General features: G+C 45.3%; 16 protein-coding genes. 6 read left to right on the top strand and 10 right to left on the bottom strand.

What is annotated here, in order from left to right; all coding sequences use genetic code 11:
* Positions 1-1,549, top strand: a 1,549-nt coding sequence (locus RIB93_RS00955; protein WP_446369413.1) for an Ig-like domain-containing protein, incomplete at its 5' end; no start/stop codon positions are given.
* Between the two features lie 181 nt (positions 1,550-1,730).
* Here the strand turns inward: RIB93_RS00955 and RIB93_RS00950 are convergent.
* The 6 genes from RIB93_RS00950 to RIB93_RS00925 all read right to left on the bottom strand — a co-directional run bounded on the left by RIB93_RS00950 (position 1,731) and on the right by RIB93_RS00925 (position 6,708).
* Complete coding sequence (locus RIB93_RS00950) at positions 1,731-3,062, bottom strand: AAA-like domain-containing protein (protein WP_446369411.1); 1,332 nt, start codon at positions 3,060-3,062, stop codon at positions 1,731-1,733.
* A 245-nt stretch (positions 3,063-3,307) separates the two neighbouring features.
* A complete protein-coding gene (locus RIB93_RS00945; protein WP_446369409.1) occupies positions 3,308-3,886 on the bottom strand; it encodes an Npun_F5749 family FMN-dependent PPOX-type flavoprotein in 579 nt (192 codons plus the stop codon).
* A 53-nt stretch (positions 3,887-3,939) separates the two neighbouring features.
* Positions 3,940-4,752 carry an alpha/beta fold hydrolase gene (locus RIB93_RS00940; protein WP_446369407.1) on the bottom strand — a complete coding sequence of 271 codons (813 nt, stop codon included), beginning with the start codon at positions 4,750-4,752 and terminating at the stop codon, positions 3,940-3,942.
* A 70-nt stretch (positions 4,753-4,822) separates the two neighbouring features.
* Positions 4,823-5,278, bottom strand: coding sequence for an NUDIX hydrolase (locus tag RIB93_RS00935; RefSeq protein WP_446369405.1), 456 nt, complete (start codon positions 5,276-5,278; stop codon positions 4,823-4,825).
* A 239-nt stretch (positions 5,279-5,517) separates the two neighbouring features.
* Positions 5,518-6,339 carry a hypothetical protein gene (locus tag RIB93_RS00930; RefSeq protein ID WP_446369403.1) on the bottom strand — a complete coding sequence of 274 codons (822 nt, stop codon included), beginning with the start codon at positions 6,337-6,339 and terminating at the stop codon, positions 5,518-5,520.
* Positions 6,340-6,570: 231 nt separating this feature from the next.
* Entirely contained in the window at positions 6,571-6,708 is a 138-nt protein-coding gene (locus tag RIB93_RS00925; protein WP_446369401.1) for a hypothetical protein, read from the bottom strand.
* Positions 6,709-6,771: 63 nt separating this feature from the next.
* On the opposite strand from RIB93_RS00925, the gene RIB93_RS00920 reads away from it, so the two are divergent.
* Positions 6,772-7,653 carry an OmpA family protein gene (locus RIB93_RS00920; protein ID WP_446369399.1) on the top strand — a complete coding sequence of 294 codons (882 nt, stop codon included), beginning with the start codon at positions 6,772-6,774 and terminating at the stop codon, positions 7,651-7,653.
* A gap of 80 nt (positions 7,654-7,733) precedes the next feature.
* Positions 7,734-8,729 (top strand): methionyl-tRNA formyltransferase, encoded by a 996-nt coding sequence (gene fmt, locus RIB93_RS00915; protein WP_446369397.1) that lies wholly within the window; start codon positions 7,734-7,736, stop codon positions 8,727-8,729.
* Between the two features lie 206 nt (positions 8,730-8,935).
* Here fmt and RIB93_RS00910 read toward each other — a convergent pair whose 3' ends face one another.
* Positions 8,936-9,397 (bottom strand): pentapeptide repeat-containing protein, encoded by a 462-nt coding sequence (locus tag RIB93_RS00910; protein ID WP_446351619.1) that lies wholly within the window; start codon positions 9,395-9,397, stop codon positions 8,936-8,938.
* A 291-nt stretch (positions 9,398-9,688) separates the two neighbouring features.
* Positions 9,689-10,144 carry a hypothetical protein gene (locus tag RIB93_RS00905; protein ID WP_446369395.1) on the bottom strand — a complete coding sequence of 152 codons (456 nt, stop codon included), beginning with the start codon at positions 10,142-10,144 and terminating at the stop codon, positions 9,689-9,691.
* 131 nt (positions 10,145-10,275) lie between these two features.
* Between RIB93_RS00905 and RIB93_RS00900 the strand changes: the two genes are divergently transcribed.
* Positions 10,276-11,214, top strand: a complete 939-nt coding sequence (locus tag RIB93_RS00900; RefSeq protein WP_446369393.1) for a YihY/virulence factor BrkB family protein — start codon at positions 10,276-10,278, stop codon at positions 11,212-11,214.
* Positions 11,211-11,684 (top strand): DUF4112 domain-containing protein, encoded by a 474-nt coding sequence (locus RIB93_RS00895; RefSeq protein ID WP_446369391.1) that lies wholly within the window; start codon positions 11,211-11,213, stop codon positions 11,682-11,684. The genes RIB93_RS00900 and RIB93_RS00895 overlap by 4 nt, the downstream gene beginning before the upstream one ends.
* On the opposite strand, the gene RIB93_RS00890 is transcribed toward RIB93_RS00895, so the two are convergent.
* Positions 11,681-12,484, bottom strand: coding sequence for a cobyrinic acid a,c-diamide synthase (locus tag RIB93_RS00890; RefSeq protein WP_446369389.1), 804 nt, complete (start codon positions 12,482-12,484; stop codon positions 11,681-11,683). The two genes, RIB93_RS00895 and RIB93_RS00890, sit on opposite strands and share 4 nt — an antisense overlap.
* Positions 12,485-12,855: 371 nt before the next feature.
* On the bottom strand, positions 12,856-13,659 hold the full coding sequence (locus RIB93_RS00885; protein ID WP_446369387.1) for a hypothetical protein: 804 nt from the start codon (positions 13,657-13,659) through the stop codon (positions 12,856-12,858).
* Positions 13,660-14,238: 579 nt separating this feature from the next.
* On the opposite strand from RIB93_RS00885, the gene RIB93_RS00880 reads away from it, so the two are divergent.
* Positions 14,239-15,273 carry a hypothetical protein gene (locus RIB93_RS00880; RefSeq protein ID WP_446369385.1) on the top strand — a complete coding sequence of 345 codons (1,035 nt, stop codon included), beginning with the start codon at positions 14,239-14,241 and terminating at the stop codon, positions 15,271-15,273.
* The last annotated feature ends 250 nt before the right edge of the window (positions 15,274-15,523 follow it).

Genomic DNA, 15,523 nt, shown 5'->3' with positions numbered 1-15,523 from the left:
TAATACCACAGTAGAAGCCCTCAACGTGGGTGATACTCTAACTGATACATTCACCGTGCTGACAGAAGATGGAACGGCTCAACAATTAACCGTTACTATCAATGGTGCCAATGATGCGCCTGTAGCAATGGATGACAGTGGCACAACGGATAAAGATACTAGCTTCACCACTGTTAATGTTCTTGCCAATGACACCGATGTCGATACCAGCGATGTCCTGAGTGTGACTAACCTGGATACAACTAGCACAGTCGGGTTAGTCACTGACAATGGGGATGGCACATTCAACTACAACCCCAATGGAGAATTTGAATCCTTAGCCGTAGGAGAAACTGCCACCGATAGCTTTAACTACACTGTCTCCGATGGAAATGGTGGCACCGATACAGCCACTGTTAGTGTGACGATTAACGGTGTCAATGATGCACCGATAGCAATGGATGACACTGGTACAACAGATGAAGATACTAGCTTCACCACCGCTAATGTCCTTGTTAATGACACCGATGTCGATACCAGCGATGTCCTGAGTGTGACTAATCTGGATACAACTGGCACAGTCGGGTTAGTCACTGACAATGGGGATGGCACGTTCAACTACAACCCCAACAACGCATTTGAGCTTCTCAATGATGGGGAGACAGCCACGGATAGCTTTAGCTACACCGTCTCTGATGGCAATGGTGGAACTGATACAGCCACCGTCACCTTGACCATCACAGGCGTAACGGATGTGCCCTTTACAATCAGTGCTGAAAGCCTGTTCCCAGACAATGTCACAGGCTATCAGCTTGAGAGTAGCAAAGCGGCTGAAGGAGGCTCAATGCTCAGTCTGCGTAATAGCAATAGCACCGTTGGCACTGCCACCTTCACCTTTGACGGAGCTTCCGGTATCTATGACTTAATTATTGGTGTCTTTGACGAGAACGATGGTCAGTCTACCTTTGAGCTTACCCAACAGAGCAATCTCGTCGGCTCTGTCTTGCTCGACCAAGATCCTGGTGGTAATGCTGCCAGTCAAAACTCAAAGGTAGAACGGATATTGGGAGACGATCTAACGATCACCAGTGGCGATAGTTTCACAATCACGGGTTTTCAAGACCGGGGCGAATTCGTCCGTTTGGATTTCATTAAATTTGTCCCCGTCGGTTCAGTAAGTACCATCACGGGAAGCGATGGCAACGATATACTCAATGGCGCCTTGACCAATGACACCATTTTCGGTAATCAAGGTAATGACACCATTTTCGGTAATCAAGGTAATGACACTTTATTGGGAGACAACGGTAGTGATATTCTCCGAGGTGATCTCGGTGATGATATCCTCACCGGAGGTAACGCCACTGATACCTTTGTCCTCGCTGATGGTGAAGGCACTGATACCATTACTGACTTCAGTAATAACGATCTGATCGGTTTGGCTGGTGGTTTAAGTTTCGGTGACTTGTCCTTCTCTGGTGAAGACATCCTTTTGGGGACTGAAGTCTTAGCAACTTTGACAGGTGTTGATACTACCACCCTTAATAATGGTGATTTTGTGATGGTTTAATTTCAATCTCCTTGAACCCCCGGTCAAACGCATAAAATGCTTTTAATGACTGGGGGTGGGAGGAGCAACCGCACAAGCTTGACGATCCCCGCCGCCCGACTTTATTTATTCCCATCTATCACAGATCCCCGACTTCTTGAAGAAGTCGGGGATCTTGCTCAGTCTATTCCCACCAAGTTTTTTACTCTGAATAATGGGTCAAAAAATATTTTCGATAGAGTTCACAAGGGGGACTTGCCATCAGCCCTTGCAGTTGTACTAAACCCAATCCTTCTAAACGATGAGCCGTTTGAGCATCTAGGGGAATCGGCTTGGGACTCGATAACACTTGATAAAATGCTTGCTCTAACTGTTTATCCTGTGCCAACATAATCCACAGTTGCTCCAAATATTCCCCGTAAATGCCTTTAGATGTGGGGGCTTCTGCTAAGAGTTGTTCTAATGATAAATAGCCTAAGCGTAACCAGTAAAATGCAAATTGGAGTAGGCAAGGATGACCACCCACTAAATCCAGTAAAGGATCTAGGGTGGAATTTGTTTCTATGCCTACTTGATCAAGTTGATAACGCTGCGCTAATTCACTAATTTGAGAGCGGGTGAAGGGGGGCAAATTGACAGGAAGTCCGACATTAAAGGGAGATTGATGGGTCTGAATGGATAAGGTTAATTCAGTGGAATAGGCAAGGATTAACCGTAACTTTTGCCAATTTCCTGGGGTACGGGCTTGTTCGTACCAATGCCGCAACATGGAGAAGAAATGACTGGCTAAATCGGGATAGTCAAACAGAGTATGCACTTTGTCCAAGGCAATGACCACAGGAGTGTCAACCGCATTGAGGCAATACTCTTGCATATAAACCGTGCAACTCATTTTACTCCCGGCTCCCTCAAACCAATAGTCGTCAAATCTGGGAGCTAAGTTCAACTGTTGGCTAATCACCCAACAAATCCATTGCAAAAATTGATCTAAATCCTTGAACATCGCTGGCTCTGCCTGTTGCACATTGACTAAAACCGTTTGCATTTCCTGCTGATGAGCAATGCCGAACAGACGATGAATTAAAGAGGTTTTGCCCATCCGTTGCGGCGCTTTTAGGCGCATCAGGCTCCCGGCTTGATCAAGGGTGTTAATGGCTAAGGTTTCTATGGGAAGACGCTCAACATATAAGGGTGACTTAAAGGGAAGCGGACGACCAGGAAAGTCGAGTTCTGCTATCGTGGTATTCGGTTGAGTTTGTCGCTGATAGACTTCGGTGTTTCCTTGAGAAAACTGCGTTAACATAAACGAAAGATTTCGCTTGTTAATGTTACAGTTTAATTGTTGAGAGAGTTTCTGCCAAATGTGAGAGCCAATGTCTTTAATATAACCCGGATCATATCCCGTTTCTTTAGCAATTTCTCGATATAATTTTCCTGACAATGTCCGATCTAATATAATTTCCTCAAGCTGGCTTATTTTTCTGGGGGCAAGGATTGTTTTAACCCATTCAAGTGTTTCTTTTTGGCTATTCATTTTTAGGGAGGGAGGTCAACCTTACAGAAAAGATGGTGAATTTTAAATCCTAAAATTCACGACGATATTACCATATCCGGTAGTCCTGCCAAGAGTAGCGATCATTGACAAACTCAACTAACTACCCATACTAAATCGCTGATTTTATGAATACCTAAGACCTGTTAACATCAAAATCTGATTAAAAATATAGCAACCGCCAGGGCGGTTAGGACGCTAGAAGCGGTTTGGTTATGCTTAAAGATTCAGGGATTGATCGCTTGCTGGCTCCATTGGCGATCGCACTCTTGAGTATAACACCATCGGTTTTGCGGATCACCGCGCAATTCCAGGTGATCAACCTCTACAGGTTCGAGCAATAGGAGACAGAAATTAGGCAACGGTTGCTCTGGATCAGGTGGCGGTTGGGAAAACGCCGGATCACCCTCTACTCTGGGTTCACCCGGATTCGACCAAGCAAATTGCACACGCGCTGCATCAGAAAGCCCTTGCCAGGTTGTTTGACGCTCATTTTTTAAGGTCACTTCGGGATAATCTTCTCCTATCAGAATAAGCTGACCTCTTAATCGAAATTGTTCGCGAGTCTTGGGAAAATACCAGCAAATTTCTGCTCCCGCATTATAATTAATTTGATTGACTTTCTGACTTCGAGCATCGGTAATAACTTTTAAGGAGTTATCAAAAAAGCCCCGAAAAACAACCGTGCGATTAGCCGGATACCCATCGGGACGAACAGTTGCCAGTTGAAAGTACCGAGCATACGGTAAACTGCGGTTGCGGTGAAGGGCGCGAGATAGGGGAACTCGCCAAGGAGCAATTGACATTGTTGGAAACGATGAATGATACCAAATCCGCTTTGAAAACCTTTTTTACCCTTCTACTGATATTTAACAAAATAATCAATATGCTGAGCGACAATTCCCGGTACGGTTTCCGCTAAGTCATTTCCGGCTTGGTCAATCATCTGTAGTTTAGTATTGGGGCTATGGTTGGCATAAGCTTGAGCGTGATCAATCACTTCAAGTGAGTCTTGTCTTCCTTGCAAAATCAGTGTAGGTATGTCTAATTCGGGTAAATGTTCTTGTAATAATTCGTTTTGGATTTCCACCCGCCGTCGCCGGAACAACAATTGACAAGCTGTTGGGGATTGCAGCAATTGTTGTCGCTGTTTTAACGCTCTCTCAATATCTTTGTGACGCCCAAATAACCGCGCCAGAGGTAAGAGCGATCGCAGGATAGTATAGGCAAGGGGAGGACGCCCGACTAACCACCTCCGCCACTGCCAAGTTTTCCAGTCTCCATCGTCTCGAATGCCTTCAGGCGCTAATAACACTAATCCCTGAACCTGTTCCGGGTGACGCAACGCATAACTAGCGGCAATCCAAGCCCCTAAGGAATCACCAACCAGATAGACTTGGGGAAGGTGTAACGCCTCGATAAAGTGGAACAAACACTCAACCTCAACCTGAATCGAGTAGTGCAGTTTCGGCGTTTGGGAGTCACCAAATCCCAATAAGTCAAGGGCAAAGCAATGATAATCTTGATGGAGGTACTCAATTAGGGGTAGCCACTGACTACTATCGCTCCAAGACCCGTGTAAAAATAAAAGAGTGGGTCCTTGTCCCACTTCACGCCAAAAGACTTGCCCCAAAGGTAGCTTAATGCGGGAATTCCGTAAGGTTAAATTCATCCTAGTTGCCGGGTGTGTCCAAACTCAACACTTAAAGTAGCAGGCTACGTCTAGCTTTCAAAACTTAACATTAGGCAACAGTGGTTTTACCGTCAAAATAGTCCTGCAACTGTCGCCCATGATCATGACTCAGGTTGCCCATGGGGATCGTTGAACGCTTAAAGGCTTGAACTGCCGTAATTTCCCACTCATCGTTTATCTGCATTGTTCCCTGAACCTCCGCTTCGACTACAACACAAACCGAATGAACTCTAGGATCGCGATCGGCGGCTGAGTAGATTCCCACCAATCGGCGAATTGCCAGCAACTCTAGTCCCGTTTCTTCTGCCAACTCCCGCCGCACGGTTGTGGGAATGTCTTGACCCCAATCCACCATCCCTCCAGGTAATCCCCATTTTCCGTTATCACGACGCCGAATCAGTACAATTTGTCCATCGGGTAAAACAGGGATAATACTTGTACCGAGGACTGGATGGCGGAAAATAATCCCCAATACCGTTTGGACAAAATACCAAATACGACCCATGGATTCAGATGGTTATGGAACAGGTAAATGACTGACTACAAACTGTTATCATAATCTACCTCCGAGGGATAATAACGACTCGGAAACAGAAGGGGATTCAGAATCGAAGCAAGCGGATTCTAATCGTCAGAATTCGGACTCTAGCTGATTCCCTGACACTTTCGCTTGAATAGAATAGTAGAGGCAATTTATGAATTGCCCCTACAGCTAAGATGGCTTGTGCCAACGTTCTTTTCTCTTTACCAACGTGCTTGCGGTCCCGTCCAAACTTGATTAACCACTTGACCGTACACAATCGGTTCGTCGTCAAAGGCGAGGTTGGTTTCACCTTGGAAATCAACGGACAACACGGGCCAACGCTCTTCACCTAGTTCACCGACGCGAAACAGAACCTGATCGGAATGGGTTTGACTCCACCCCAATAACACAGCATGGGTATAGTCAATGGGTTCAGGGGCGACGGTATACGTGCGATTTTTCTGGCGATCCCAAATCACCGCATAATCCGAAGCAAAGGATGTACTGAACAGCCCTTCAAACTGTCTTGCTAAAAGGCGATCGCTAGACGGAGACCAAGACACGGGGAGCAAAATGGCGAATGTTCCTGGCATATCCGCATCTTCATTACTGACTAAAGGATTATCAGATAAGGGAGATGATGCCGTAAGCGTTTGCAAATCCCCGGTCTGCAAATCTTCTAGGAACATCACGCTGGTAACCCGGCTGCGATAGAATTCAGGTTGCCCTTGCATGGAAATGCGGCTATAGGCGGCATATTGACCGTCTGGAGAAATCAATGATTGGCTACGGTAGTAGCGTAAACCAAAGGTATCACTCGCGGCTAGTTCCGCTTGAGTCGTCAACACCCAATTCCAAGGGACGGGATGAGGACTATCGAGAGGATCAATCGGCTCTACGGTCTCAATCATATCGGGAGCAGTTTCTTCAGTCACGTCGGGATTCGCTAGAGAAGAAGACACCGATGGATCTATTCCTAGAGGGACATGGGTGGGTTCAGGCGTATGAGCCTGTTGAGCTTGGGTAGATACGTTAGAAGTCATCAGTAGCCAAGGAGCGAACAGTAACAGGTATGGTTGTGAATAAAACCATCTGAATAAGCGGACTATTATTTTGAACATCGATATAGGTGAGGTTGCTAAACGGTGCGTCTTGTGTGAGGAGCAACGTTTTGGGAACTATGGCAGTGTTCTTTAGTCTATGTATATCAAGCTAAGGAACCCTACAACTCAACCTTTTTACGAAAGTTTTCACTTATGCCTGGAGATTAGGGATTAGGGAAAAGTTTTGAGTTTTGAGTTAACTCCCCCATCTCCCTCATCTCCCTCATCTCCCTCATCTCCCTCATTTCCCTCGTCTCCCCGTCTCCCTTGTCTAGTTAGAGGTGGTGATAAACTTCTGGCAAGTGGCATGATCGAATTAATGGATGTATTGGTGTTATTCTTCTAAGGTCTGAATAAAATTCAGGAAAATCGGTGATTCAATCCGCTAATTCAGCAGACAAAACGACTTCTGCCTCTGTGAGGTCTCAACGCCCTTGGTTTCTCGTTTTTATATTCCGAGTGCTATTATTGGGCGTCAGTGGCGGCGTAGCCCTAATTGTGGGCATTGTCCTTGCCACGTTCTATCCCAGAACCAACCCAGAAAAACCCTTTTTCCTCAAAATGGCAAGCCATTTTGAAGAGCAGATGCCAGTCGTTTCTCCCCATACTACCCCAACATCGATACCAGAACCGACAGGTTCGCCACCTCAACTTACTCCTGTACAGAGACAACAGGTGCAAGCCCAGCTTACCCAACTGCAAGGTCAACTGCGATCATTGAGTGAGGGAGTTGCCACCTTAGAAGCCCAACTGGGCAGTAGTCGCCCCAATGAATCCTTAGAAGCCCGATTGCAAGCGATCGCGCTGCAACTTGACGGCGTTCAACCTCCCCCTGAAGAGGCAACATCCAATGGGAATAATCCGAATGCCACTGTAATGGCAGCTTCATCGGACTCATTCGGTTCTAGCCAAACCTTGAAGGTGACGTTACCGAGTGATGTTTTATTTGAGGGCAACAACAGCCTACTGCGTCCAGAAGCAGGCTTGATTTTAGACAAAATTATTGCAGATTTACGTAACTATCCGTCAAGTACCATCCGCATCGCCGCTCATACAGATAGCCAGGGTGAACCTGAGGATAATCGCGAACTGTCATTTCGTTATGCCAAAGCTGTGGAGCAATATTTCGCTCGTGCTTTGGGGGATGACTACCGCTGGTTAGTTGTCGGTTATGGTGAAACTCGTCCCCTTGTGGCAAATGATACCGATGCGAATCAGCAACGCAATCGCCGAATTGAAATTGCTGTTGAGTAAAATTGTTATTCGTCATACTCGCTATCGCGAGAAGCAAGCTACGTCATTTGTCATTCGTCAGTTTTTGCCTGAAAGTTAAAATGAACGTTATTTTCTTCGGTACGCCTCAATTCGCTGTACCTGCTTTAGAACGCTTAATCAACCATTCAGACTTTAATGTTCTGGGTGTAGTAACTCAACCCGATAAACGTCGAGGGCGGGGAAATAAACTATCTCCTTCACCCATAAAAACCTTGGCGCTAACTCATCAACTGCACGTCTGGCAACCCAAACGGGTGAAAAAGCATACAGAAACCCTGAGCCAACTCAAACAAGCCGAGGCAGATGTATTTGTCGTTGTTGCTTATGGACAGATTCTGTCTCAAGAAATTCTCGATATGCCCAGACTCGGCTGTGTGAATGTCCATGGTTCACTGTTGCCGAAATACCGGGGAGCCGCCCCAATCCAGTGGTGTTTGTATCAGGGCGAAACCGAAACTGGCATTACTACGATGCTTATGGATGCTGGGATGGACACGGGACCGATGTTACTGAAGGCTCACACACCCATTGGGCTATTAGACGATGCCCATCAGTTAGCTGTAAGACTGTCGGATTTGGGGGCGGATTTGTTAATCGAAACGCTGCTGAAGCTAAACCAAGGGGATGTTCAACCCATCGCCCAGGATAATTCCCAAGCTACTTATGCACCTTTGATTCAAAAGTCGGATTATGCTGTCGATTGGTCGCGCTCTGCCATAGAAATACACAATCAGATCAGAGGATTTATACCGAATTGTGTCGCCTCATTTCGGGATCAATCACTGAAAATCCTGGCGACTGCTCCTCTGGGAGAGGCTTACTTTCCCCAGTTACCTACAGATTTAAAGATTCCGGAGCAACAATGGTTGTCTGTACGAGAAGCCTCTGGGCGTCCCGGAGAAGTGGTGAGTATTATTAAGGGACTTGGACTGATTATTCAAACAGGTGAAGGATTGTTGCTACTGCGCGACGTTAAGCTAGCGGGTAAACGCGCTCAGTCTGCTTGGGATTTTGTCAATGGTATGCGGGTAGCTGTGGGAGAGGTTTTAGCATAATCGGCGAGAAGTCAAGCAAGAGGAGGCGATTGAAATCGCTGCTACACAAACATAGGCGAAGCCTTCCCGAAGGGTAGTCCGCCTAGTCCGCCTACGCGGACTAAGGAGAAGGAGAAAATTAATACAGCGCTTTTCAAGCGAGGTACACAGAACAGATCCCCGACTTCTTGGAGAAGTCGGGGATCTTGCTTAGAGGAGTCAGTGGACTAATACCAATCTGGAACGACGTCTTCTGCTCCTTCACCCCCTACACCGATGCCTGTGTAGAATATGTCAGCATTACTGATGGTCATATCCTGCATTGATGCGCCATAGACGTTGGCATCGTAAATCGTGGCTTCTGTAAAATCAACCCGGTTTAAATTGGCTTCTTTCATATCCGCATTGGTGACAAAAGCGCCTGTCAAATTCGCCCCTGCCAAATTTGCCTCGCGTAGATCAGCACCTTCAAGGTTCGCGTGGCTCAGGTTGGCACCTTGCAGATTTGCCTCTCTCAAGTCAGCGCCAATCAGATGGGCACCTCTGAGATTGGCTCCCGATAGATCGCAGTTTGCACAGGCTCCAGTGGATAATAACTGTTGCACATGAAGTGGATTTTCAGCTTTGACGGAGCTAGCGAACACTAGGGGAGTCAGTAAGGTTATCATTGCTAGAATCTTATGTTTCATAAGTTCCCCCTTTATTTTCAAGTTTTTTCCGTTCTTTACCTCACAATCCTATTATCTCATTAAATGAGCCGAAATGTAAATTATACTAAGGAGCTATACTAAAAAATCAAGGTTTCTTCACAGAAGCAAGTTCCGGTGAAAAATACTCCTTAAGGATGAAAGGGATTCTCTCGATATTTTTCGCTATTCTATCCAGAGACCTGATCATGCCTCTGCCTGGAGGGGGGGGAGCTGATTACAAAATTGTTACCTTTTTCATGAATCAGCCGAGAATTCTGAATGATGAATCCCTCATTTTTCTGCCGTACCCCGTTGCTTAGTCAACTGGTCAATTGTATCGCCAATGACTGCGGTTAAGCTGTTGCGGGTTTGGGCGTGATTAGCTTGCTCAAGTTTCAAGGCATTGATCAGGCGATCGCGCTCCATCATCACCTGGATCAGTTTTTGTTGCACCTGTTCTAGGGTTTGCAGTTTTGCCACCTCCTGTTCAATAGCAGAGGTAGCGTCAGGATCTTGAGCTTTTAATTGAGCCTTCTCCTGTTGCAGTTGCTGAACTTCAAGTGTGAGGGCGTCGAGCTGTTGTTGGGCGAGTCGGGCTTCAGTGCGGCGTTGCTGGGCTTCAGTATTGTAGAGGCGACGCCAGTTAGCCGCAGATTCATTGGCAGCATCGCGATCGCGAATACTATCGGCAAGTTGCTGTTTGAGTTCCTTGATTTCGGCTAACCATTGTCTGACATCGTTGCTCATCGCAGACTGCTCCTGTAGGGGGTTCTGGACAAATAGGGCGTTGTGTAGATCCCTATACTGACTCCTGTTTATATTTAAGGGTCTAAAAATTTGGCACAGTAAGGGTGAACGATACTGCTAGCCCACCCCTTATGCTACGTCCCCGTCTACTCCGTTTCTTACATTTTTTTCGTTATCTGAATCTGGCAACCCTGAGAATCACCGTCAGTCGTGCCTTAAAACATCGGCTCTTGAGTTTGTCCTCTCAGATGGCATATAACGCCATGTTAGCCCTGTTTCCCGCAATTTTGGTGATTTTCACCGTGATTGAGTTATTCAAACAATTTTTCCCCTGGACGAATCCAGCCGATCAACTCGGTGAAGTCGCGCCAGAACAGGCGATGCAACTGATGCGTAATTTTGCCGAGGGAATTAACCTCACAGACAATCGCGGTTTATTTTCCTTAAGCTTCATTATGGCAATTTGGGTGTCTTCGGGGGCGCTGAATGCGGCGATGAATGCCCTTGACCAAATTAATCAAATTCCCTCAGAAAAAACTCGACCTTTTTGGAAAGCTAAATTGATTGCTATGGGTTTGACTCTAGGCAGTGTTTTACTCCTATTCATCGCCTCATTTATCTTGTTTATTAGTAACTGGGTGGTCAACTTGGTGGAATATAAAAGTATTGTTGTGATCTTGTTGACCCTCTTACGGCTTTTAAGTTGGTTGATTGCCTTAAGCTTAGTTGCCATCGTCTTTGCGATTATCTACCGCTTTGGCATCAGCCACTGGCGTCAGGGAAACCCGATTATACCGGGAGCCGTTTTAGCTGCCGTATTATGGGCGATTGTATCTGGCGTGTTTCGGAATTATGTGGCGTCGAATTTCAGCAATTATCACAAAATTTATGGTGCTTTGGGGGCAGTGATTGTTTTACAGCTTTGGTTATATATGACATCTCTGGTACTTTTATTAGGAGATCAACTTAATCTTACAGTAGGAGAAGCAATGCAAGCGGCTAAAGAGCGCTCAATTGAGAAACCTGAGTTAAAAGCAATATCTGAGATATCCGAATCCAAAATCCAATGACTCATAATTCCAAAACGTCTACTCTCCGGCGTCTGCGTCGGTTAAGCCATCTGCTTGACAATGCCATTCCCATTCCGGGAACACCATGGCGTTTCGGTCTAGATCCTGTGTTAGGTTTGTTACCCGGGGCAGGTGATTTTTTAGGAACAGCGTTCTCTGCCTATATCGTAATCGAAGCAGCACGGATAGGTATCCCGCGATCGCTATTAGGACAAATGGTTATTAATATTCTTTTGGATACAGTCATTGGTTCTGTACCCGTCGTGGGCGATATTGCTGATGCAACCTGGAAAGCAAATGCTAAAAATATCGAACTGCTGGAAACGTATTGGGATAGTCCTCAACCTGAAAAACAGACGGATTGGTTTTTTCTGGTCTGGCTTTTGCTAGGGTTACTTATAGCCGTAACCCTTATCGCTACTCTTAGCTTGCTGGTCATCAAAGGATTTTTGGCAGTCATAAACTTTTAAACAGTGGCATAAAATATACACTCCGGTTCCTCATTCCTATAGATATAGTCATAGTCAAACGTCAAAAAATCCAGATTACAGCTTATGGAAAATCCTAAATTTAGGATTATTTGATGGGTGAAAGTAGATAAAACTAATTCAAGGAGTTTCTTTTCAGAAACATTGGGCTGCTTGATATAGTAATCGCGCTTAGCAAAAAATACCTTTTCATTTTTCGGTACAACAATCCCATTAATTCGATGAGCATATTGGATAGGCTTAATATAACTTCGGATAAAACTTTCTTGATTTTTCTGAAGCTGATACAATCGCTCGTGTTGTAGCCAGCTCATCTGAAATATCATTTTGATCACTTCACAGCCCAAAATATAATTGAAAAGATTATGACGTTCTTCTGGACTGTGAATCAGTCGCAGCACAAACTCTAAATAGAGTTCGGGTTCTTTTTGTAACGTTTGTGCTGAATGAATACAAAATTGTTCGATATAGCTGTTTAACACCAAAGGATTGAGTTCTTTTTCAATACAGAATTTTCGCAAATACTTGGTGACTAGCTGAAGGCGGATTCGATCTTGCAAAATCTCTTCCACCAAGCTATCAGCTACATAATCATCTAAAAAACCCGTCAACTCAGCTTGCATTTCTGGTGAAGTCGCACACATTAAATAACAAAGGGACATAATATGCTTTCGCTGATCTGAGGGAAGGGTATTTGCCCATTTTTTTACAGCTAATGTAATCTTCTCTAGGACGCCAATCCCTTGAGTTTCTTCTAGACTGTTCGAGTTCTTGGTTAGCATCGTTGAAACTATCATAAACAAAGGTTTTAGCAGTCACGGTCAGGTAAATAATCAATTTAACAGCATCTTTGCGGATCTGCCAACTGATCGCTTATCTGTTCCGTCTCCGCTTTGATTACAATTCTTAAACAATAGCCAAATTATTTAACAGAGCCATTAGGCTAGATTCAACCCTTCACCACGCCCTTGAATATATCAGTCCCAGTCTCTTAGTGATTTATTAGACAATTACTTAACCCTGTCTGTCAAGTCTTTCTATGGAAAAATTTAGATATCAGAGGAGAAGCTTTATTTTTTTTTACAATCCTTAGACTTTTTCAGTCTAGATGACATCAATAACTGAAAATTAGGGTGTCAATGTCTAAGCCTGATCAGCAAAGAAAAATGCATTCTGGTTCTGAGTTAAAAATAGAGTCATAGTCAAACATAACAAAATCAAGATTATGGCTAATAAAAAAGCCAAGGTTACTGACTTGAGCGGTTGTAAAGGTAGACATTAGTAACTCAGTTAATTGTTTGTCTCTAATATCCGGCTTTTTGATAAAGTAATCCCGCTTAGCAAAGAAAAGGGTTTCGTCTTTAGGGACAATCAGACCATTCAAGCGATGGGTATGTTGAATGGGCTTAATATAATGGTTAATAAAATATTCCTGGTTTTTCTGTAAACGATAAAATCGCTCATGTTGCAGCCAGCTCATTTGGAAAAGCATTTTGATAATTTCACTACCTAAGATGTAATGAAATAGATTATTCCGCTCTTCGGGATCATTAATGAGATGGAGAACAGATTCTAAATACTTGATGTCGCGATCAGGTTTGGAGCGTAAGTCTTGGGTCGAATGAATGTAATACTGTTTAATATAGCCTTTTAATACAGTATTCGTGAGTTTTTGCTTGATATGTAGTTTTTTGAACGAGCGAGTTACCCAATCTTTAGGGGCTTGCTCTTGGAGAAGTTTTAACACTAAGCTGTCTGCTGTATAGTTGTCTAAAAATTCTGCTTGTTTATCTAAGGGAACCGTACAGATTAAATGACACAGCGATAAAATATAGCGTCGCTCTTCCCAGGATAAATCATTAATCCATTTAAGAACTTCTTGAGGGATGAGTTCAAAGATACTTATAGTCTTTAGGTGTTCGGAATCAACGGGAATTGTAGGGTTTAATGTAGTCATAACCTGAAGCTGTCATCATTAGGGAAACAACAAGACTCTATTCGCGATCGCGTGAGGGATGATTCTCCTCCTAGAGATACTACCGCAACCTAGAAAAATCAACCCCTATTTATCGTCAGTCGCCAGCCTCCTATCCGAGTGCAGCGCTGTCATTGGTTTGCGATCGCCTTAAGTGAGAGTAAGGGTGTGAGGGCTATTCCCTCACTGACTACCTGCTCTCATCTTACAGATCTGCTACTAGGGGCGAGACAAAAAGTACGCATTTTTTATCACGGACGCATTTGCCGAAACTAAAGACAGGTTTATGTCAGGATTGTTTGACATAAGGCGATTTAAATCGCAGCTACACAAACAAAGTCCGCCTGCGCGGACTGGATTATAAAGAGGGTAGTCAACCCGGATTTGATATCAATAGGCATAGCATAATTGATGCAAAAAAAGTGAGCTGAATCCTTGCCGATTGGCATATCTTGTGCATTACCCGCACCAGTCTCACCCCTATTACTCTAGTGGTGGCGTCCCTCTATAATTTGAGAAGCTGTAATCACCCCGTTTGATCGCTCGACGATTAGCATCCCTATGGTTGAAATCCCCGAATCCACTGCCGAACTCGCGGCTGTCCTTGAAGAACCCGTTGATTTGAATTTCCAGCTTCCTGATCCAGAGGATGAGGATATTCAGGAATACGACTTTCAGAAACTTGTCGATAATGCTTGGCGAGTGTGCGATCGCTTCGACTTACAAACCGAGATCTGGCGCGGGCGGATTCTGCGTGTGGTGCGCGATCGCGAGAAAAAAGGCGGTGATGGGCGCGGTACGGGCTTTCTCAACTGGCTGAAAAGTCGCGAAATTAGTAAGAGTCAGGCATATTCCCTGATTGAACTGGCAAATAGTGCCGATACCCTCCTCGCCGAAGGCAAACTTAACCCCGATGCGATCCGCAATTTCAGTAAACGGGCATTTGTGGAAACTGCCAAATCTGCCCCTGAAGTTCAACAACTGGTTAGCGATAAAGCGCAACAAGGCGATCGGATCACGCGGCGTGAGGTGAAGCAGCTAGCCGATGAATGGACAGCCATGTCCTCAGAGTTACTCCCTGATCAAGTCAAGGAAAAAGCCTCAGCCGGAACCATGCCCGCCCGTTATCTGGCACCGTTAGTTAAAGAAATGGAGAAGTTGCCAGAACTCCATCTGAAACCGCTACAAGAGGAAGTGGCGGCAAATCCTGATGTGGATACGGTGAAACAAACCACATCAGACGCCCGTTTCTTGGCAAAATACCTCGACGCCGCCGCCCAAGTACAAGCGATTCAGCACTCGTCTTTGGATATGGAATTGGCACTCCAGGAAGCCCTGCGCCTAGACTGCTTAAATACGGCGGCTGATTTGGTCAAACAGGCATCCGTTTTGGAACAAAGCGTGGGTAAACTTTACACCACCTGGAAACGGCTGGGTAGCCTATCCGACCGATTATACGTCGATACCGGGGCAAGTACCCCTCATCTGCGATCGCTCCTCAACTGTCTGGATCGTCTCACCAATGACGTGATTGAAGTTCCCCTCGATGAAACAGGCGAACAGATTGTGCGTCTGAAGCTGATGGTCGATACTTGAGATATTCCATCTTCGCGATCGCGCCCCTGGGTGATGCCATCCAAACCCTTGCGGTGTATTCTCTTTGCGGCTACGTTTAGCTGTTTACCATTACACCCAGATAGATATTGTAGGGGCTGCTGAATAAGTCTTGTGGTGAGGGGGAGCTGGGGAAGCTGGGGAAGCTGGGGGAGCTGGGGGAGCAAGGGTACATTTTACCTGAGCAAGGTGATGCCATACTTATGAAGGATGCTACCCCATTTCCTTGCAC

This window comes from Coleofasciculus sp. D1-CHI-01 (assembly GCF_040218875.1).
Lineage (GTDB): Bacteria > Cyanobacteriota > Cyanobacteriia > Cyanobacteriales > Coleofasciculaceae > Coleofasciculus.
This window is presented reverse-complemented; position numbering and strand designations above follow the sequence as displayed.